A 20980-nucleotide genomic window follows, 5' to 3' on the forward strand; every position below is an offset into this window, starting at 1 on the left:
GCTTGGATGGCGACGGCTACGTCCACCACACTATCTACTCAATCGCCGCTGACAACATGACGAGCTTCTTACGCAACGTACAATTGCCTGGAATGACCAGCCAGGACCAGCAGCCCGCCCACAACCGCATTGCACGTTGTTTCCGCACCGACGCTAAACAGCAGACTAAAGAATACAAGTGCAACTCGAGACCCGACAGGGCCGACACAACTGGATCGTACATCTTCTCGTTCACGACTACCGATCAACATATCGTCAGTCAGCTCGGTACGCTTCGACTCGACGCGATCAACTAGTGACCGTAGATATACATTCGGTGAACCGGCCTCCACACCACTTGCCGAAACGAACATCTGCGACAGAGATGCATTGCACGATCTGTCGCAATCGAACTGGAGCTCGATCGCCTAGAATAACCAAGGTCGTTCGGAATCCGGCATTCCCAGCAGAATGCAGACCACCTGCATTGACAGTTCGGTGAAAATGTCAACCAGAAGTCGAACGGTTCACCGGACACCGCCACGTCCAGTAGCCGGCGCGTATGGGCCCGCAAATCGTCCTCAACGCGACGGATCAACTGCGGTGTCAGTCCGTAAGCTCACGAGTCTCTGAATTTGCTAATGCCGCTTTGCGAATGCCGCAGGTCGTCCATCACGTTGAGTACCTAGCCCGCGACCACCAATTCCTGTAACAGCACCACAAACGTTTCCGCCTACACAACGACGGACCAGAAGCTTTCCGCGTCGGGAGTGTTGTCAGTCGGCTCATGCCAGTAAACTGACGCTTCCCGCCAACGGATAGCAAACAACTCATGCGAGAAGCCGCTAGCAAAGTTATCCAGTATAGGTCAAGTCGATCTCCGAAAGCGCGCCAACCAGCGTCACAGGATAGCACCCGGCGTGTACTTGGCTGCTTCCGGGTAGCGGCCCACTAGCTTGTCGACCATCGCGACAACCTCGTCTACCTGGTCTGCCGCGGCGCCGGTGAACGCCTTCTTGTCGGCCAGCGCGGCGTCTAGCGCCGCTCGGTCCAGCGGCAACCGCCCATCGGCAGCCAACCGGTCCAGCAGGTCAGGCTCGGCACCGCACTCCCGCATGGCCAGCGCCGTCGCCACCGCGTGTTCGCGAATCACGTGGTGAGCGGCCTCGCGACCCATACCAGCACGCACAGCCGCAATCAGCACCTTGGTGGTGGCCAGGAATGGCAAATAGCGGTCCAGCTCGCGGCGGATCACTGCCGGGTAAGCACCAAACTCGTCGAGCACCGTCAAAAACGTCTCGATCTGGCCGTCGATGGCAAAGAAGCTGTCTGGCAAAGCAACTCGACGTACTACTGAGCAGAAAACGTCGCCCTCGTTCCACTGCGCGCCAGCTAGTTCGGCTGCCATTGCGGCGTAACCGCGCAACACCACCTGCAGACCGTTGACCCGTTCACAGCTGCGGCTGTTCATCTTGTGTGGCATCGCTGACGAGCCAACCTGCCCCGGTGCAAAGCCTTCGGTAACGAGCTCGTGACCTGCCATCAACCGTATGGTGTGCGCTAACGAGGAAGAGCCGGCACCGAGCTGCACCAACGCTGAAATCACATCGTGGTCTAGTGAACGCGGATATACCTGCCCGACACTGGCTAAAACCTTTGTGAATCCTAGGAATTCAGCTATTCTTTGCTCAAGTTCTGCTAGCGCCGCAGCGTCACCGCCAAGCAGGTCGAGCATGTCCTGCCCGGTACCCATCGGGCCCTTGATACCGCGCAGTGGGTAGCGGTCGATCAACTCGCGCAGCCTAGTCAACGCTATCAGTGTTTCCTGCGTCGCGGACGCGAAGCGTTTGCCCAATGTCGTGGCCTGCGCGGCAACGTTATGGCTGCGTCCGGCCATCACCAGGTCGCGATAGGACACCGCGCATTCGGCCAGCCGTGCTACTACGGCCACACCATGGCAGAAAACCAATTCCAACGACCGCCGGATCTGCAGTTGCTCCACGTTCTCGGTCAAGTCGCGGCTGGTCATCCCCTTATGTACCTGCTCATGGCCGGCCAGCGCGTTGAATTCCTCGATGCGCGCCTTGACGTCGTGACGCAACACACGTTCGCGGGCGGCGATCGAAGCCAAATCGACCTCGCCAAGCACCCGCTCGTAGTCGGCGATCGCTTTAACAGGCATCGGAACACTCAGTTCCGCCTGTGCTCGTAGCACGGCCAGCCACAACTGCCGCTCCGCGATAACCCTGGCTTCCGGAGACCATATCGCGACCAATTCAGCGCTGGCGTATCGGGCGGCTAGAACATTCGGAATGCTCACAGAAGCACAGCTTACGGTCGGGTTCGCACTGCAAAACGGGAACATCCATGCAAGCTCGTCCGATACTCTAATAGACCGATGTATTTTGCGGGTGTGAACCTCACCTGAGAGGAGCGCAACCCAACCGGTATCGCGGTACTCGATCACGACAGCTGTTTGGTGCATGTAGGCACAGTCCGCGACAACGTCGAGATGCTAGCCGCTTTGCGGCCTTACGTGACCGGCTATTACCTGGTCGCCTTCGACTCGCCATTGATGGTGACCAACCGCACCGGCCAACGACCAACCGAGACCGCTCTCAACCGTGACTTCCGCCGGTTCGACCCCTGCGCGCACCCTGCCAACACCGGCAAACCCGAATTCGCCGACATCCAACGCGGAGCGCGGTTGGCACAAGCACTTGGACCTTGACATAGCTCCCTGGTCATCTGCAGCGCTATCGCAGTCTAGCCTCATCCGGGGAATCACGGCATTGATCCGGTTGCCGCGCACATTTAAGCACAAGGACCAACCCGGCCACAGCCATGACCAGCTCAAGTCGGGGCTGTTGTTGTTGATGGACAGCGTCGATGATCTTGGCCACGCGGTAGTGCCGTTGCACATTGCCGGTCATCGGTCCAGTTACGATGCATGAGCCGAGCTGCGCCAGCAGATGGTCGAGAGCGCAGCGCAAGAGCGAGCTGCGCAACGGAGGATACGGCCGACTCTGTTGTTTGCGCTCACGTGACGCTGTACGCTCAGCATTGACTGCCCGCCGTGACGATTTAAGGAGACTTAGCCACCAAACTACATCGTGACATCTTCACTGCCCGCGGATTTACTCCGGTCGCCCAATCCCGTTAGGGAGTAAATCTTCCGGTAGATCTCGCAGATCCACCCAGATTTCTGCATGTTTCGCAATTGTTTTCGATGCCGCGACGAAAATCGGGCAATAAATGCCCACAGTCTAAATACAATTCAGTATACCTGCCGGATCAGATGTTCACGGGTCGCTGGCAGACGGGTGCGAGCACGTCGATAAAGTAGATAATGATACCCAGCGCAGCAGCACACGGATCCCGTCCTTCCACCAGCACCAAGACCACAACACCAGCGCACGCAGCAGATCAGCATGCACACCAGCTCGACTATGCACGGAATGAACCGATCGTTACGATGGCCTCAACCACAGCTTCGACGCGCTGCCACAGGTTGCGACGCAAAGTCCAACGCAACGTGCCTAAACGTTCACTAGCAAAATAGCACTCAATATCGCGGGATCAATTGCTCGGCAAGTCCTGAACCCGACACATCCCCCAACAAGTCAAAATATACTTCCAACGGTGGTCTCGGACCCCGACACAGCCACGACAAGACACTGGCCTGGGCCCGCAGCTGGTCGATATCGAGTCATCTCGATATATTCCAACCGCTCACGCAATCAAATCGTCGGGAAACCAAAAACAGTTTCAGTCTTAGACGCCAACGACAGCCCGGACCGCCACACGGCCGCCCGATGTCACACTGCTTCGAATTCGAACCCACCCTCGCCGAGCAGCTCGACGGCGGAGCTAACAAGCACACACCGTCGCCGTTCTCCTGTTCTTTTATGAGTTCCTGATACCGTCATGACCACCCCCTGGTGCCAGTCAGCACCATACTGCATTGCCATTTCGACCAAAAAGCCATAACATGAAGATGGCCCGCATGCCAAATTTAATCCGTAGCGCTGTACTCGGTCTGGGTGCCAACGTGGCCGTTGGCGCGATCGGCTTATACTGGCTTGACGTATTGTCCCCGCCCTAACCATCAGAAGCAATACCGATACCGACGGCGGGCAGCTAGGTTTAACTGGTGTCAACTGAACCAACTCAGACAGCGCCCGCCATGGCTACCAGCTCATTCGCGTCAGCGGGCACATGGCAGGCTAACGACCGACTGGGCGATCGCCCGCACGCCGGGCCAAACCACAGCATTGCTACCGATGATCGCGCTGCACGGCTTAGGCGGCAACGCATCCAATGTGATGGCCGGCGGCGTAAAGCAAGGCCTGGCGCAAACCGTCAACGCGGGGTTACCACCTTTGGTGGTAGCCTCCATCGACGGAAACTGCATCTACTGACACAAAAAGCTTCCGGCGAGAACTGGCCGAACTAGAGTGCTAAACGAACTCATCCCACTGCGGGCAACGCGGCATCTCAACACCTCACGGGTGGCGTTCTTGAGCTAGTCAACAGCGGCTAAGGGGCACTGCTGCTCAGTGGCTGGTTAGACACCCGCACGTACCGCAGCGATGGGCGGTAGGCCCGGCATTGTGACTTGTCCCTCAGAACAGCAGCACCCGGAGCATTCGACGTTCCCGATGACTGGTCGGCAAACTCAGTGTTCAGACTGCCCGCGCTGACGTCCATCCCGATCCGAGTTGATTGCGACGATAGAAGATAGCGATCAGTTCTACCAGGCAACCAAATAGTTCATAGCTCAATTGCCGCACCCGCCTACCGAAGGTTTCTCTCCTGGCGGGCACAACGGGGGGCTGCTAGAGCTCACAGCTGCCGGCCGAACCGACCTGGACGGCACCGCTGCCGATTGCCTAAGGCGCTATCACAATTAGCACTTCAGCACCGTGTAGAATGTAGGTGTGCCATTCGAGAATTTGATAGCGCATGCGATATCAAATTCCCGGACGGACGATGCCTCTCTTGCATAATCGCCGACGTTTGGGCTCCGGGGCAGAGCGCGCGACAATCTGACGGTGAAGCGCTCCCTTAGGACTCGCCCCCTTCTGTACACCTGGCCACGAAAGCCTGTCCTAAAGGCAAACGTTGTGTGCACGTCACAACCGCTGACTTGCTAAGACAGGTCTTCGGATGCTCACCGAAGGCGGCAACGCCGTTGATGCAGCCGCCACTGCCATCAGATTCACCACGGTGGAACCGGTATCTAAATAACATAAGCTCGGACATCTTCGCCATCGTCTGAGAGGGACAGAAATTGCACGGAATCAACGCTTCGAATCGCTCTTTTGCTACATAAACGCCAAAGTAATTCGGCGACAATAGTTTTCCTGATCTTAAATAGAATTCGGTGACCGTGCCTGGAGTGGCACCGGTCTGGGTTGAATTTGCATGCTAAATTTTGTGAAACTATTATTCTAGAGGATTTTCGAGCTTACGATCTCCCACGGCCACAACAATTTTCTGGCCTCATCAACGGTCGCGGAGCAATGGGAGACACAGGTACCGCTGTTTAATAGCCCAGCCGGGATTCACCGAAGCGTTTCTGCGGTCCAGGCGGTAGCCGAACTCCGGTGAGCTGTTCATTTTCCCGAGCAAGCAGCCAACCTCGAGCTGATCGGCTCAACTCACGGTGACACGTTCTAGCGCAGAGAACTGGCGTACAGACTCGAGGCATATGCTACAGTTAATGTTGGTATTTTGTGTTCCAGTGGTCTGGCGGCTCATCGCACCAACTGAAGTGGCATAATCAAAAGAACCGAACGCGGATGCGGTATCCACGAAATTACAGCCAAACGGTCAGGGGACAGTGGCATTCAGTGGCATTGATAGCACTGAGAATCCTGTAAAAATTCGACATGTCTTCTTTTCCAGAAGATTCCGCCGACATCGTGCATCTGGACAATCCAAGCAGTCAAGCTGATTTTCACCGACACGCAGGCCTATGTAGCCGATATCGACCACATTTCGCTGTGACAAAAACGCTCTGTTGGATACGGAGTATATGAAACAACGTGCGACACTGATCGACCGCAAGCAGGCGAAACCGGCATCCGCCAGCACCCACCAATGGTGGCACCGTGTACCTGACAGCCCCCGACGCCGCGGGGATAATGATGTCGATGGTCCAGTCGAACTACATAGGATTCTGCTCCGGTGTGGTGGTACCGGAAACCGGAATTCCGTTGCAAAATCGTAGCGCGAATTTCTTGCTGATAAAGGACATAAGAACCTTGTTGGACATAGCAAGCATCACCTACACACAATCATTCGGGGCCTTGTTAGCAAAGACGGTGCACCGGTGATGGGCAGCACAATGCAGCCCCAGGGACACATGCAAGTTCTAGTGCTTATCGCCGACCACGGGCAAAATCCGCAGACAGCCTACGACGGATCGAGGTTCCCACTAGATGCATAGCCTTCAGGCCAGTTGCTAACCAGATTTTTCGCAGTCAACAGCTGGATGAACTGCTGCGGCGCGGGCATGATCCGGTGACCGTGAACTACTACCCCCGGGTTGGGGACTTACAGGCGATTTGCCGTATCGAAGGCGAGATATCTAGCAAAAAGGGATGCACGCCAGTACAACTAAGCCGCAGCTTTCTAAGCTTTATCTTAATAATCTGCCACCGAACAACGCACAGTGCAGCATTTTTCTCTACTTCTCTTAACTTCGTTGCTAGATATGGATCCTGCCCTTTGCCGCTGAAAATCCGATATCCTTGCGAAAATGGCTGCCGAGCAATCGAATTGATCCGATTATGCGATATGCCTGGGAGCGCGCCGCAGATAGGTCATCCCCGGTCGCCACCACCGATAGCACCCGCCCACCTGACGAGACGATCACACCATCGTCGCGGCGAGTGGTTCCAGCGTGCAATACCCCCTCGATTTCGGATCCGAAGACAATATCCCCGACTCGGGGGCGTCTGGGATAGTTTTCGGCAGCTAACACTACAGCCACGGCAGCTCCTGAACGCCAATGCAATTCGCCGAAGTCAGCCAGCGAACCAGTTCCTGCCGCGTAGAGGAGCTGACCAAGCGGTGAATCCAGCAGAGCCAGCACAACTTGGGTTTCCGGATCGCCAAAGCGGCAATTGAATTCAACGACTGCTGGCCCGCTGGCAGTGACAGCAAGACCCACATACAGTAGTCCGCGAAACGGACTTCCACGTTGAACCAATTCGGCTGCAACGGGTTCGACGATGCTGGTGAGAGCCTGTTGACAAACCTCATCGGGAAGCCATGGCAGCGGAGCATAGGCGCCCATACCGCCGGTGTTAGGTCCTGTGTCGCCTTCACCGACCCGCTTGAAATCTTGAGCCGGTAACAGCGGCAACACAGTTCTACCGTCTACGACGCAGAATAGCGACACCTCGGGTCCATCGAGATACGACTCCAGCAATACCGGGTGTCCGGCTTCTAATAATCCCGCAGCATGAGTGCGCGCGACATCGCGATCCGATGTTACCACAACGCCCTTGCCAGCCGCTAGACGATCATCTTTCACCACCCAGGACAAGTCACCGACGGGTGGCCCGAACCGGTCCAGGGCGGCATCCAGACGTGCTGGACTATTGACGATTTCGCTCCGGGAAGTGCGCACACCAGCCGCCGCCATGACTTCCTTGGCGAAGGCTTTTGAGCCTTCGATGCGAGCAGCGTCCTTACTGGGACCGAAACAGACGATGCCGGCAGCACGCACCGCATCGGCCACTCCAAGCACCAGTGGTAGCTCGGGACCAATGACCACCATGTCGGCCCGGACATCACGAGCCAGAGCGACGATATCCTCTCCGGAGCTGATGTCGACGTCATACTGTTCGGCCAGCCGGGCGGTGCCAGCGTTGCCGGGAGCAACGACTAATCCCTTGACCTGCGGATCTCTGCTAAGTGCCAGCAGCAAGGCATGCTCACGGGCACCGGAGCCAATCACCAGGACGCGCACGACACGTCAGATTAGCTGGAAATTACTCGACCGTTGCGCCGGGCCATTCAAACAGACCCGGCCGCGTAGGAGATCGAGGGCGGCAGCGTCCACAAAGAAAATACTGTAACACAATGTCCATTTGCCTAGCATAAGTATATGTAAAGAGTTAATCATGCTGACATCCGAGTTCCAGTAGTCGGGGGATTGCTGATCAAAAGCCGCTGTAGTGCCCGAGTTAGTGGGTCGTGGCCAGCTTGTCTCGCTCAGCGCGATTTTCGGCGATATCCTGCGGAAGCCCCATCGTCCGACGCTAAACTTTGGATTCGGCGAACACTCGACCTAGACGAGAGGTGCAGCCCTCATGGACCAATTCACCAGGGTCCGATCCGACGCCGCTTCAGCACATACCCGAGATGCTGGGCGCGACGAGACACACCAACTACTGTCCTGCTAGCAGGTGTCGAATTATTCGTTATCTAGTCAGCCTGGTTCAGCGCGGAGGATATGTCGACTGCTGTATCGCTTACCGTCAGCATGTTGTTCCTAAGGTGATTAGCATGGTTGAGCACAGCATAGTTGCTAGCCTGATAGACCCCAGCTTCAGCACTCGGTGAAAACGCAAAGAACCAAGACGTGACACGTAACCAGGTGTATCCCGTCAAGGCTTCATCTACATCAGTTCCGACACCACACACTCGAAAAAACGCAGCACTTGGCCACACACAGCTATAGATCCGTCGATGCACAGAAACTGCGAATGGGACAGACACACATATCACCGCATAACGTCCCCCCGACCAACCACCATCACGGCTAATCGCAAACCCAGAGTGGTACGAAATAACTTCAGTGGCACCGGGTTAAGTGATTCCGATAGAATTATATTTATGTGACATTCGTGCGATCAACTCAATGTTGTTTGGCGATTGGTGGCGGCTTGCTACGACGGAGCATTCAACTTCCTCAACGCAGCCAACAACCTAAACTGATCTCCCCACTTTCTCAGTACCTTCCGTTAGCAACAACGACCGCGCACGGCGACGCTAACTAACCTTGGACAAGCAAGAAGCCAACAGCATATCGGCGCTGCGCGGCGTGACCACCCCCGAATTACGCACCACTTTATGAAGCGGTGCTACCCAAACTGGCCACCACCGCTAAACAGGACATCAACAAAAACACCCGAGACCCCACGCATCATAATCATGATGGGATCGATACCGCGTTGCACGCCCCGCTGGAGTCGGAAAAATTGCTCCAGCACAACATGCTACCGGAATCCATCATCGTCACAACGACACTGAGTGAGCTGGAGGACACCGCCGACAAGGTACTCACCGGCTGCGGCAGCAGCTTACCCATGAGTAACGTGATACACCTGACACAGCAGGCCCGCCATCATTCAATAAAGACCTAAAGCCCTGGCGATCTACCACACCAAGCGACTAGCCCCCGGCACATCGAATCGCTGTTGTACGCCAAGGACCGTGACTGCACCGCGCCGGGATACACCGTACCCGACTACTACTACTACTGGGAAGTTCACCACATCACCGCTTACAACCACCTACCGCACCACCAACATCAACAACCTGACCGTTTGGCCGCGGCCCCCAACACCACCTCCCAAACCCAGCGGCTGAACCACACGAAAACACACCAACAGCAACACCCAATCCAATGAATCCCACCCCCCACTTAGACCACGACCAACCCAAAACCAACACCTTCTGACACCCCGAAAACTCCTGCACGACGGAAACGATGATAGCCCAGGTGCGGTGTAACGACTTGTGTGCACCTGGCGCTGTGGGGACGCGCCACCCAGACAGCACTTCGTCATGCATATGCTGAGGCCATGGCGACGATCTTCACCAAAATCATTAACCGCGAACTACCCGGCCGCTTCGTCTACGAGGACGACGACGTCGTCGCATTCCTCACTATTGAGCCAATGACACAAGGCCATACGCTAGTAGTGCCATGCGCCGAGATCGATCAGTGGCAGAACGTGGATCCTGCGATATTTGGTCGCGTTATAGCCGTGAGTCAGCTGATCGGCAAGGGCGTATGCCGGGCGTTTAACGCCGAACGGGCCGGGGTGATCATCGCCGGATTTGAAGTACCCCATCTGCACATCCATGTGTTTCCTACCCATAGCCTGAGCAACTTTAGCTTTGCCAACGTCGACCGCAACCCGTCACCGGAATCCCTCGACGCAGCTCAGGACAAAATCAAGGCAGCTCTAACTCAGCTGGCGTGAGCTGGCGGTCATCGCCATGCTAAAACATACGCGGACACCTCGCTTATTCGCGGCAGCGTGACGCAGCAGCAGCTCTGCCCCGGTGCAAGTGGTCGCAGTAACCACACCACCGTAGGCACGCACTAAAGAATCGACGATCGATCACCTCAGTACGATACCGCCATTGGCCCGGACTCGAGATGAGTCGGTGCGATAGAGCCGCTCGAAGACCCACAGCGCCTCTCCTCTTGCCTGAACCCCAGGTCAACCATTTCGAGCACCCGCGTCGTCGCCATCGGTGCCGACTTGGACGGTGACGTCGACGCGTTCCGAGGTATGCCTATAAAGCATTGGCAACAAAGTTGCTCAGCACCTGGCATATCCGGCGCTCATCACCGTGCACCTCGGGGAATCCCGGGACCGTCGAGAACTTCCGTGGTGATCGTGCGATTGAGGGTAGATTGCCTGCGCGTCGTGCACGGCATCGGTGACCAGCGCCAGCAATCTACTATACACGGTGTGCGAGCGGCCATTGCACATCCAGGCAAGCAGCAACAAAGCGTCCACCGGCAGGCCCATCCAGCTTGCTTCGCTTTCGATCCGCGACATCAACATGGCCACGTCACAGGCAGGCGCCCTGCCGATACAACTCAGCGAAGCCGCAGGTGGTCAACGGAGTGCGTAGTTCGTGGTTGACGCTGGCGATGAACCGCTAAATCCGGTCATCTGAACCACGGGCCGTCTCGACAGAAGACTCCGAGGACGCCAGCGCTTCCTGAATCTGGGTAAGCATTCCGTTGAGCACCAACGAAAGTCGACCCGTCTTGGTTTGGGTATCACGTTCCGGAACGCAACGGTCCAGCTGGCCTGCGGCTGTCACCGCAGCGGTTTATTCGACTTCAGCCAGCGGCCGCAGGCTACGGTGCACGACCGCATAACCGACAATCCCGACCACAACCAGCACCGGCCACCCCGATGCCGAACCACAACTAGGCCAACGACCTGACCCTGTGCTGAACATCGGACAGATCGACCACGACCGTGATCAGGTCGTGCGACCTCCGCACCGACACCACTCGCCACTGAATATCAGAGCCGTTGACCGATGGCAGGGTCGTCGGATTAAGGTCCAAATCATTCTTGGACGAAAGTACCGGTTCAGCGTTGCGGTCGTTGATGACCGTAAAGGTAGTGCTGTCGCACACCAATATCCCCGCACGTAAAACTTTAGACAGTGGCGAGTCTAAAACTCTGAACACAAGTGAAATGAACCTATGCCCAGGCTTGGGATATATTGATTCGGATATAATTAACCTTCGGATATAATTAACCGAAGTAAAACACAGGATCGAGGCGACAGCACCCCCCCCCGAGGTAACTAAGCCACAGACCACCAGCGCTAGGACGGTGGCAACCAAGTAGACCCGCAACGACATTCCGCGTCAAAATTGTTGTAATATAGCAATAATCGTCATACAGTCGAGTCCACATGCGACAACTCAGTGCTGCTCCCGCAACCCGTTACTTACCCCACACAAGGTGTGCAGCAACCGCTTCTCCCTGGTGTCGATCTGGCGGCGCAGATACAACACATAGGACTCCACCATGTTGACGGGCCCACCAAATCTATAACACCACACGTGGTCGAGGATGTTGGGTGTGTTCAAGACTGTGCCAGCGTTAATCACAACACAGCGCAGCAACGTGAATTCGGTGGGAGAAAGCGATACCAACTCGTCGGCCTTCCAGGCCTCGTGGGTCTCCTCGTCGAGTTCGACATCGGCGAAGGATAGGCGGGCAGTACAAGGTGCTGCTCTGCCCAACCCTGCCTTTGCCGACACGGCACAGTATGACCCGCAGCCTAATGACCACCTCCTCGAGATTGAATGGCTCCGTCACCATAGTCGTAGCTGCCTAGGGTCAGACCGGCGATCTGTACTGCAGCAAGTCGCGCGCGATCAGGAACAACGCTGGGATGTGAATGTCGTCGGCGCAGCCAGCGCAGCACCCCGAAACCGTCCATCCCCGGCATCACCACGTCCAAGATCACCGCGTCCGGCCGAGCACTACGAGCCTAGTCCAGCTGCCGCGGCTCCTTTAAACACAGCCTGGACCTAAAAGCCCTGGAATTTGATGTCACCTAGAGCGGTTCGACAACGTTGGCTTCGTCGTCAACAACTAGGATACGCCCCTCCAGGGTGGTTGCGCTTGGGGTATCCGGTTGCCATCAGTTCACATCTGTCGCACTCGTTTGGACGCTAGCTTCGCAGTCCAGTAGGTAGTTCCTGGAAACCAGTTACCAAACCGGCTTGAACGCAATGGCCAGCATGCTCAGAACGATAACGCCCTGCCGTGCACCAACCAGCTGGCCAGACTGCTGGATGGCGATGCACCAGTTGGGACGCCCGATCGCATCGGACAGGCCAGTGGATCGCCTACTGCGTCCGAACGGGTTAGGAGATATCTTAGGTGACAACGCCCGGCAGTTTACGCGACCGCCTGACTGAGGAAGGCGGCGGATTGCAGTTCGCTGCAGCTGAGCGGGCTGGCCGACCGGCTGCTCGCCGAAGACGGACTGATCGACAGGTTGACGGTAAAGGAGGGATCAACTCGAACAGCTCACCAACTTTGCCGACACTCTGGGTCGACTGATGCCCGAGATGGAAGCGCTGGAGCCCGCTATCGCCACCCTGCAAGACGCCGTTTCCGTGCTGACCCTGGTGGTCAACACACCCAACAACACTACTTAACGACGCATGTCACTGCAGCGCTACTCACCTCGGCACTCACCGTCCTGGTCGGTGCGGTCGCAACGCGTCATCGACGCCGACGAATGAGCAGCTAGGCTTGCACCGGTTTTACGCCTCCTTAGCTCAGTGGTAGAGCACTCGCCTTGTAAGCGAGCGGTCGTCAGTTCAATCCTGACAGGGGGCTCCAACTGTCAATGCACGCGCGGTCTGAGCGCGCAGTTACGGCAGCCGGTTAGTCAGATCGGTCGATAGGCCAGCCAAGCTGCCGCCCACTACCTCGATCACGTCATGAGTCACCGCGATAAGGAACTGAACATTCGCCGCGCCGACCTCGTCGACACTGACTTGAACCGCATTCATAATCGTCGTTGGATCGCCAGTGAATAAGGGATGATCCAATGTTGTAGACCGCAAATTACGGCACCATAATCAGATTATGCGTGTCGGCGAACAGTTCGGTAAACAAGGACGCCGGCGAGACCCCTAAACACCAGCGTTCAACCCTGTTGGTTAACGTTCCGACCGCAATCACAAATTAGCTTGAATACGCGATATCGATGATATGAATATTCGTGGTGTAGATCGGGTGGACCACGACGGTGGAATACATCGTTTTGAAGCACACTAGTAAAGGCCTAGTCAAAACCACCCCGCTAAAATTGGTGGCACCTAGCAGGTCAGCATCGGGACAAGGAAATCTGAGAGTCCAGGAGCACGAGCCTACATAAGATATACCAGGACCGCGAGATTGATCTACTGTAAGGCATCGAAAAGGCCAGCGTTGATTTCATTGAACCCGACCAACACCTGCGAGTTCATTCTCAGCATGCCAACCAACGGTTAAGCGGTCTTCTGCATCCTTATCAACTTCGACTCGAAGATCCCAGCAAAGGTGCCCTGCGCACGCTAGCACGTTGACGATGGCCGCGCCCGTAGTTGGCCCAGCTGAGTGAGTTGAACTCCGAGCACCGCAGTGTCTATCGGGCTTGCCACGTTGCCCATCGACTGCTGAGGACTACCGCAGCTCCGGCGACATCGTGGCCGATCAGATCGCAGCCACACAGCGCCTCGATGGTAGGCATCGATCATCACACCGACACCTGGCTGAACGAGTTACCAATCCAAGCGTCACTGACCGTGGAAACGGCTAAACTCACTACACCAACGGCCCCCTGCATAGACATGGGGCTGCCTCCGTATCCGCATACGATGCCGCCACTGCACTCAGGGCGCGTACCAACTGCTCGTGATACGCAGCCCGCCGCCACCCACTCAGTCGTCGGGATGAGTGCGGCCAGATTGCCAACCGCCACTGAGGCACCGATCCACGCTACATCCGCTGCCGCCATCTCCATGCATGTACGGCGCCACAAGAACAAATGACATCGCCGACCCTCGGTGCTATCGGGTACTAAACGTCATGGCGGCAAACGTCAGAATGCGGGCGAGAATCGATGGAAATGATTACGAGCCACTGCCCCACCCGACGAGACGGGGACTGAGTCGCTTGAGTACTTCAGGGAAGGATTGCAAGCCTCGTTTTTCAAGCAATGGAGGCATAGGTACGAAGTACGTCGTGTGATCGTCACCTTCTGGTGATGACATCAAGATCCCGACTGCACTCACAATGCCGTCTACGTTCTTCACGAAGCCAGGACTACCACTGCCGGCCGACAAGCTGTACACGCTGGCTTCCACCACATCGCCGTCCATACTCTTGATGGTTCCGCAAGTCTCACCGGTAATGGCACCGACCTTGCAGAACAACATACCTAACTGAATCTCATTTTCGCTCAACACATTCCGGAGAAGCTGGCTGTATACATCACCGCTTGAGTAACCTTGACTGAGGTCAAGGAGAATGATAGCGGCATCCTTCCTGTCGCCTTCGTTTTCGCTTACGGTGCGCTTGCCCAGTGGGACATCTGGCCCATAGGGCCATACCGAACCGTCATACGCGTCGCAATGTCCAATGGTCAGGAGATAGGAACTGCCGTCGTTGCCTCGAGCCACGCAAGCCGCGGTGCAAATGCTGCTTTCATCACAGAGCCGGAGACCCGGACTCGGGGCATATTCGGCGAGCACCATACTCGCGAATACCTTCGGGGCGATGACCGCGGCGCTGGCCAATCCCAATCCTCGCAACCACCGTACGGTCGCACACGTCTCCCCGGTAAACCAGTAGATTGAACGCATCAAAACACAAGATTCACTTAAATCATGAACCGTTTCAGGTTTAATGCCGCTTCCTTCGGTGAGAAGGATGGCGATTATGGCCAAGCTTACCCGGTCGAGTAGCGTGAGCGCGCGGTTGAGGCTAGTGCTGGATCACCTCGATTCATTATCGATCGGTTCGATCCACACCGTTTCGGATGTTTACCGCACCGATGCGCCGCTTACCACCGTCGACTCTGCATGAGCACCGCAAGATAGCCGTCTAACCGTGGCGTAAAGGCCATCAAGCGGCTTGGAGGACTGGCTGATGCGCGATGACGGGTTTGTGGGATTACCCCGGAGCCAAAAACACCGCACCACGATCCCAGGTGGCAAAGATGCCCAGCACGCCGCCGAGCTACTCGACCGTGACTTCACCGCCACGGCTCCCAACCACCGATTGCGAGCTGGCAGGTGTACAAGACTAAAGATACTGCCATGCTCACCACAGCTCTCCAGACGTCACTGTGGCGGCGCAACCATCACGGCCACAGCATCGAAGAAGATTTGATTCATCACTGCGAATGGCAGGCAGTCAGTATGCGTCGATCGTGTTCACCGAGGCAACCAGTCCAGGCAATCCGCTTCGGACCGGCCTGCCGCGGGCCCTCGACACCGTCGGATACCCGACGATGGACTGGATCGAGCGAGTTTACAACCGACGCAGACGTTTTCTGGGGTTAAGTCGACCTGTTGCGTGAGGGTTATATAAACAAACCAGCAACACGCGCGTGCGACAGATCTGCCGGGCGGTGGGTGGGCCCTCATGTCTGGTAGTCGTAAAACTGCCTGCTACAAGCAGGATATCGGGATTAGGGCGTTTCAGTGAGGTTGCCCTCTGGGGTGCGGTATTGGACGGTGCTCAACGAAGACCTGACGATGGTGGCCACGGCGAGGGCGATGTTGCGCCATGTCCGATTTGGTCGTGACGATTCGAAGCTGACCACGCGGTCGTATACCCGGGTGCGATCGCATTGTTCCTGAGTTGGTGTGTCCGTACCGGCCAGAACTGGCATGGGGACGTGGGGGCACTGGGGTTGTTCATCACCTGGCTGCGGCATGTAGGACCGCAAGCCAGCGCCGCAGTTGTGGTGGATGGGCACGTATTGGCTGTTCCGGGCGTCTAGCTGGTGCGTGGTACATGGCGGATCAACGGTGTGCTGACCGCCAGTGCAGGGGTTCGTCGCCCACGCGGTGACATCCGGACAAGCGTCTGGCGAGTTGATGCCACTGATCTAAGAGCCGACTAACAAGTGTGATCTGCCTGAACAGACCTTCGGTGAGCAATATCGAATGGCCTGGCGGACGCAGGCACGACATAGGTTGCACAAGCCAGAGGCGGCAGTGTACCATGCCAGTTACGCCGAGATGGTGACACTGTTCCGGGCCTCTGGGTCAGCTCGGGATCGACTGATCGTGTTATTGATTTGAGTCAGGGCCGTTTTGCGCTGAACCCAGTTATATAGACTGCAGCACTCTGGATGTCCATCTGCTGACCGACTCAAAGCTGCTGGGCTGTGAGATGCTACGGTATACCTGAACGAGGCGGATCGTCAGAATCCGAACGGGGCGTGAACAAAGTCCCGTCGCCAGGACGTGTTACTGCTGGATTTTCCACTGGTACAGGTATTCGGCGTCTACAATTTCGAGCGGTTTGCGCTGTGACGATCGGACAAGTCGGAATTCTTGTTGGTCAACCTGTTTCGCCAAACCAATCGGGGCGCCGATGCGGCCTTGGATGCGATTAACAAATTGATGGCCGCATGCTCGCTTCAGGCAGGGATTGAGTGTGTGACACAGCATCGACTGCTGCACGCGTTCGGGCAGCAACCTGAACGACGCGGGTGCCGTCCCGGGCGAGATCACCGCCCTGCGGGGGCATGTGTCGATGAGTTCGTTGCAGGTCTATCTGCATCCCGACCCAGGCCGATTATGAGAAGTAGTCGAGCTGGTCCAACATCCGCGCAAATCGGCCCGGGGTAGACTGGTAAACACCGCACAAGCTAGCTAAGTAGGCCGCCCGAGCGGACCGACATAGCTACATGTGTTCGTCAGCGAGCGCGTCAACCGGCACGCCGCGGTGATTGAACCTGCCTTCTTGGCGAGGCCGAGCGGGACCCACGACGACGTGTGCTGTCGTTCAGCACCCCAGGTAGTCCGCTGCTGGGCTGACCTGTGTGTAGGTTGCGGACTGTTCGACGACCGCACGGGCAGCGTCGAGGATCTGCGCCTAATGTAAGCGTCGACTCACCGAACACGAGTTGTGTAAACACGAGATCGTTTCACTGCCATCGCAGAGTCGCCAACGGTCGGTCCGCGAACCCGACACCTGCATCATTGAAGGCTTCACGCAGGAATGAAGCTTGGCGCAGTCGGGCCTGTACTCGGCTCACGCCGAGCAGCAACCGTGCGTTTCCGGGCGTCGACGTCGAGCAGTTCTTCACCCATCGTCAGGGGAAACAGTTGAGTCGCTGGCTTTGTGCGCGGTCTCCGCGTGCACCCACCAAAGCCGCCATCACGACAGTCGCTACTGCGATGCGCACCGGCACTGGCCTGGGTGGTGTGCGGCCACCACATCGGGTTGCCTGACACGACTATAGGAGTCACTGCGGATGCGTAAAGACCGCGGCACACACCCGGCGGTGTTGGGGCGAGCCGATACGGAAGCGTTCCTGCACCGGCTGGCCTACCTGGAATCGGCTGGGCCGATTAGCGGCGAGACCCGGAAGTCCGCACCGTGCTCACACGCATCTCCGCCATAGGACTGACCCGTCCCGGCGGGCGCGCCACCGGAACGGGTCAGAACTGCACAATAACCACGACTAGCAAACTGAGGACGTCCCCAGAAATCATGTATCAGCTCTGCACACACCTAAATCAGCTAACCTCTCCAGAGATACATACCGCCATTGAACTGGCCATCGATCCCAGATAACGCCTGAAGAAATCTGCGAACTAGACTACGACTGCCTGACCCGAGCCGATGACGGACTTCCCGTACTGATCTACGACAGCCACAAGGCCAAACGACCCGCACGCCGCCTTCCCATCAACAAGCAAATCGCCGCCGTGATTCTCATTTAGAGAAGCGGGTACGGACTGTCTACCCTAAAATCGTAATCGGCAAGCTCAAACTACTGCCCACCAACCAGCGAATCCCGGCGGGCACCGGGCGATCACCGCCTTCAGCTTGGCGTTCGCCCCACCGAACAGATCGACCAAATGCCGTTGCTGCACATCGGTGCCTGCATCGAATACGACAAAGTCAAGATACTGCTCTCCACCTACCGATACAGCTACGCCCAACGCCACGCCGAAGCCGACGTTCCCGTCGAAGTGCTGGGCGAACCAATGTCGCACCGCAAACTTGACACCGTCAAGTCGTCGACCACGCCACTGCATTGTAGTTCGACCGACACAGCAACCGCATATGGCGCCAGTCCACACCTTGTTGGATTCCTAGCACGCCCACCGCGCCGTCGACAAAGTAGCCGTCCCATTCAGCCTCTAACACCGAACCGTCCAACGTTAAGGACGGACCCATTCCGGTTCCGCTGCGCCGGTCGTGACTACTTCCGCACCGACGTCTCCTACCTGCCCGACCTACACTCCTAACGCTATGATCTGCTGCACAGCCACGAACTCCTGCGCCACCATCGACCTCGATGACTGGACACGTACCGACGGGGTGCCATCAGACGAAGAGGTCCGCCGTCTGATCGACTAGATCCGAAACTGGCTTGGCGAGTTCGAACATGGACAGCGATAACAACTTGAACAAGCCGTCACCGTCGTGTACCGCCACCGCAGCATCATGCGCGGCAGACCTGGTTACCCGCCAACCATTCCCAACCTGCGCCCGGAAAGAACCACATGACGACCAACACCACACCCTACCGACGACACGATGATCGACGGCCTACACAGATGCCAACCACATTCTAGCCGTGCTGGACAACGCCGTCAAAGACGGCGTAGAACTCAACGTTACCGGCATTGCTCGACGTGCCGGGGTCGACCGCACATTCCTCTACTGCCACCGCTACCTGCTCTAACGAATCCACGTCACAGAAACCCGGCCAACTACCAAACCCGACATCAACCCTGGGTTTACCCGCTCTTTACGGCAAACCGACCTGCTCGTCACCCAGCAGCGCTGCACACGCATGGCCGCAAGCACCCAACAACTCGAGACCCACGCCTACCCGAAATTCTCGGCGAACACGCCTGGCGCGCAACCGGACTGGGCTCACCCATCGACATCGACGAATTCAGCAACGCATTGTCACTCTCGAACAACAAATCGTCGAGCTACGGCCGCAACTCTAAAGAACGCGACTAAGACCTCGCCGCTGCCCGCACCGCCAACCGCGAAACCATATGGACCAGCTCAACGTCTCCCAGCCGACCGACTGAAAACAAATGCTTACACCACACCTGTTGCCGCACCATATCCATCAACAGCCAACCACGCGAACGGCGGAAACACAGTTACACTACGGCAGTCTTACACCGGACCGTCGAGAAACACCGGCACAGCATCCTCGACTACGTCCCACCTGAGGAATACGAAAACGCCCACTAACAGTCACGTGCGCTCGTTCCCTATAGGCGATATATCTCAAGCAGGAAGCCGGCTACGAACCAAGAAAGATTCAACCTGATTCAGAAACCGGGCTGGACTACTACGACGGGGTCACCTCAATATTTCAAAGCAGACCAGCGGTATCGCACTACTCGCCGATCAGAAAACCATCTTCGAACAAGATCAAACAATCAAATCGCTAGCTCGCTCGCCACGATATATGGATCCCAACCAACTCAGGATCAGCCTGCTGTTCCTTCCGCGAAGACATGACCACCAACGCAGCACACAGCGTTATCTTATACAAACGCATCGCTTTGACGTCCTAGGCACAGAACCTCTCATATTCGCTATCGAATGCCGCGATCACCTCATCGTGTCCCTCTAACCCAGAAATCAAAGTCTCCCGCTGAGCACGGTTATCGGCAATCTCTCCTGGCGACTTCATTCCACACAATGCTTCTGGAATAGCCCCGCGCGATGTCATGGATCTTAAAGGACGGTCTTCCCAGGCTCTAGCAAGAAGGCATCGAGCCACCGGCTGAAAATTCTCGGCTGTCTCGGCCATCCATATCGCCGATTGACCTGACCACTGCTCTTGCAGCGCCTGATCCACTCCTTCAACAACTCAAATGTGAAAGACATTTGATAAGCCAACACCTCGAAACGGTCGATGAAGTATCATAGTTCCCTAGAACCAGCGCAGTTACATAATGCTACTAGAGTTAATCTAGTAGCATTAGATTAACGTATGGCAAACTCATAACTAAGGAAGTCAAACAGGTGGCCGGAGTTGATCTTCAGTGATATTTTCTATCAGGCATCTCTTCATTCCCTTCGGCTGTTAACGACTGCCGGCACTCGTATCGATGTTTGCGATGCCGGTATCATCTTCAGTTACATCAGTGGACGTTTTGGGTCTTGTGGTTCTCGGGTCCTCATACGCCTCGACCCTAAGGAGCAAATTTAAGTCGCTACAGGTCAAGAATCTTCGAGATCTGAGAGGATTCTGTTGGGTGAAGTGCTCGTGGAGGCTGCTCGCCACCAACTTCGACACACAGTCGTTAGCCAGGAGCACTAAACCTATGATTGCCGTATCCTTGATTTCACGCATTTCTTCACTGAAGTTCTTCAAGTCAAAGGCTGATTGACACAACGCCGAGGTGTTTACGACCACAAAAGACATACTAACTCTGCTTCTCTTAAGGAAAACCCTGCAATGCGTCATTTTTCTCTACATCAGC

General features: G+C 56.5%; 12 protein-coding genes, 1 tRNA gene and 5 pseudogenes. 7 read left to right on the forward strand and 11 right to left on the reverse strand.

Translation table 11 applies throughout. The annotated features are described in order from the left end of the window. Positions 1 to 19: 19 nt before the first annotated feature. Together ML_RS16690 and purB are read right to left on the reverse strand one after the other, a co-directional pair. Positions 20 to 884 (reverse strand): annotated as a pseudogene (locus tag ML_RS16690) (cytochrome P450 family protein); the annotation flags it as partial. Further along, entirely contained in the window at positions 881 to 2299 is a 1419-nt protein-coding gene (gene purB / locus ML_RS11400) for an adenylosuccinate lyase (RefSeq protein WP_010908778.1), read from the reverse strand. The gene purB and the pseudogene ML_RS16690, both read right to left, overlap by 4 nt. A gap of 159 nt (positions 2300 to 2458) precedes the next feature. Here purB and ML_RS16695 point away from each other — a divergent pair, with 159 nt between their 5' ends. From ML_RS16695 to ML_RS17585, 3 genes and pseudogenes are all read left to right on the forward strand, one after another. Continuing rightward, positions 2459 to 2710, forward strand: a complete 252-nt coding sequence (locus ML_RS16695; RefSeq protein WP_231846623.1) for a DUF429 domain-containing protein — start codon at positions 2459 to 2461, stop codon at positions 2708 to 2710. Positions 2711 to 3985: 1275 nt separating this feature from the next. Beyond that, a pseudogene (locus ML_RS11410) lies at positions 3986 to 4875 on the forward strand (alpha/beta hydrolase). 1220 nt (positions 4876 to 6095) lie between these two features. After that, entirely contained in the window at positions 6096 to 6320 is a 225-nt protein-coding gene (locus ML_RS17585; protein ID WP_269147029.1) for a gamma-glutamyltransferase, read from the forward strand. 374 nt (positions 6321 to 6694) lie between these two features. On the opposite strand, the gene purD is transcribed toward ML_RS17585, so the two are convergent. Beyond that, on the reverse strand, positions 6695 to 7963 hold the full coding sequence (purD, locus tag ML_RS11420) for a phosphoribosylamine--glycine ligase (RefSeq protein WP_010908779.1): 1269 nt from the start codon (positions 7961 to 7963) through the stop codon (positions 6695 to 6697). A 1114-nt stretch (positions 7964 to 9077) separates the two neighbouring features. On the opposite strand from purD, the gene ML_RS11425 reads away from it, so the two are divergent. Then, positions 9078 to 9362: a DUF222 domain-containing protein gene (locus ML_RS11425; RefSeq protein WP_049769866.1), complete on the forward strand. Its 285-nt coding sequence runs from the start codon at positions 9078 to 9080 to the stop codon at positions 9360 to 9362. Between the two features lie 441 nt (positions 9363 to 9803). Continuing rightward, the gene (locus tag ML_RS11430) at positions 9804 to 10208 is read left to right on the forward strand and encodes an HIT family protein (RefSeq protein ID WP_010908780.1); all 405 of its coding nucleotides are present in this window, start codon (positions 9804 to 9806) and stop codon (positions 10206 to 10208) included. A gap of 8 nt (positions 10209 to 10216) precedes the next feature. On the opposite strand, the pseudogene ML_RS11435 reads toward ML_RS11430, so the two are convergent. Both ML_RS11435 and ML_RS11440 read right to left on the reverse strand, forming a co-directional pair. Continuing rightward, positions 10217 to 11623 (reverse strand): annotated as a pseudogene (locus ML_RS11435) (sensor histidine kinase). Between the two features lie 63 nt (positions 11624 to 11686). Continuing rightward, positions 11687 to 12384: pseudogene (locus ML_RS11440) on the reverse strand (response regulator transcription factor). Positions 12385 to 12472: 88 nt separating this feature from the next. Here ML_RS11440 and ML_RS16700 point away from each other — a divergent pair. After that, positions 12473 to 13024: pseudogene (locus ML_RS16700) on the forward strand (hypothetical protein); the annotation flags it as partial. Between the two features lie 25 nt (positions 13025 to 13049). Beyond that, positions 13050 to 13124 (forward strand) — tRNA-Thr (locus tag ML_RS11445). A 32-nt stretch (positions 13125 to 13156) separates the two neighbouring features. Here ML_RS11445 and ML_RS11450 read toward each other — a convergent pair. From ML_RS11450 to ML_RS19920, 6 genes are all read right to left on the reverse strand, one after another. Then, a complete protein-coding gene (locus ML_RS11450) occupies positions 13157 to 13297 on the reverse strand; it encodes a hypothetical protein (RefSeq protein ID WP_156511940.1) in 141 nt (46 codons plus the stop codon). A 1104-nt stretch (positions 13298 to 14401) separates the two neighbouring features. Then, complete coding sequence (locus ML_RS11455) at positions 14402 to 15133, reverse strand: chymotrypsin family serine protease (protein ID WP_010908781.1); 732 nt, start codon at positions 15131 to 15133, stop codon at positions 14402 to 14404. A 2364-nt stretch (positions 15134 to 17497) separates the two neighbouring features. Further along, a complete protein-coding gene (locus tag ML_RS11465) occupies positions 17498 to 17758 on the reverse strand; it encodes a hypothetical protein (protein WP_145985214.1) in 261 nt (86 codons plus the stop codon). Between the two features lie 522 nt (positions 17759 to 18280). Then, on the reverse strand, positions 18281 to 18511 hold the full coding sequence (locus tag ML_RS11470; RefSeq protein ID WP_111481078.1) for a hypothetical protein: 231 nt from the start codon (positions 18509 to 18511) through the stop codon (positions 18281 to 18283). Positions 18512 to 18527: 16 nt separating this feature from the next. Then, positions 18528 to 18695, reverse strand: a complete 168-nt coding sequence (locus ML_RS11475) for a hypothetical protein (protein WP_156511942.1) — start codon at positions 18693 to 18695, stop codon at positions 18528 to 18530. Positions 18696 to 20061: 1366 nt separating this feature from the next. Then, positions 20062 to 20352 carry a PPE domain-containing protein gene (locus ML_RS19920; RefSeq protein WP_041323279.1) on the reverse strand — a complete coding sequence of 97 codons (291 nt, stop codon included), beginning with the start codon at positions 20350 to 20352 and terminating at the stop codon, positions 20062 to 20064. Positions 20353 to 20980 lie beyond the last annotated feature (628 nt).

Origin of the sequence: Mycobacterium leprae TN, from assembly GCF_000195855.1 — a bacterium.
GTDB classification, from domain to species: domain Bacteria; phylum Actinomycetota; class Actinomycetes; order Mycobacteriales; family Mycobacteriaceae; genus Mycobacterium; species Mycobacterium leprae.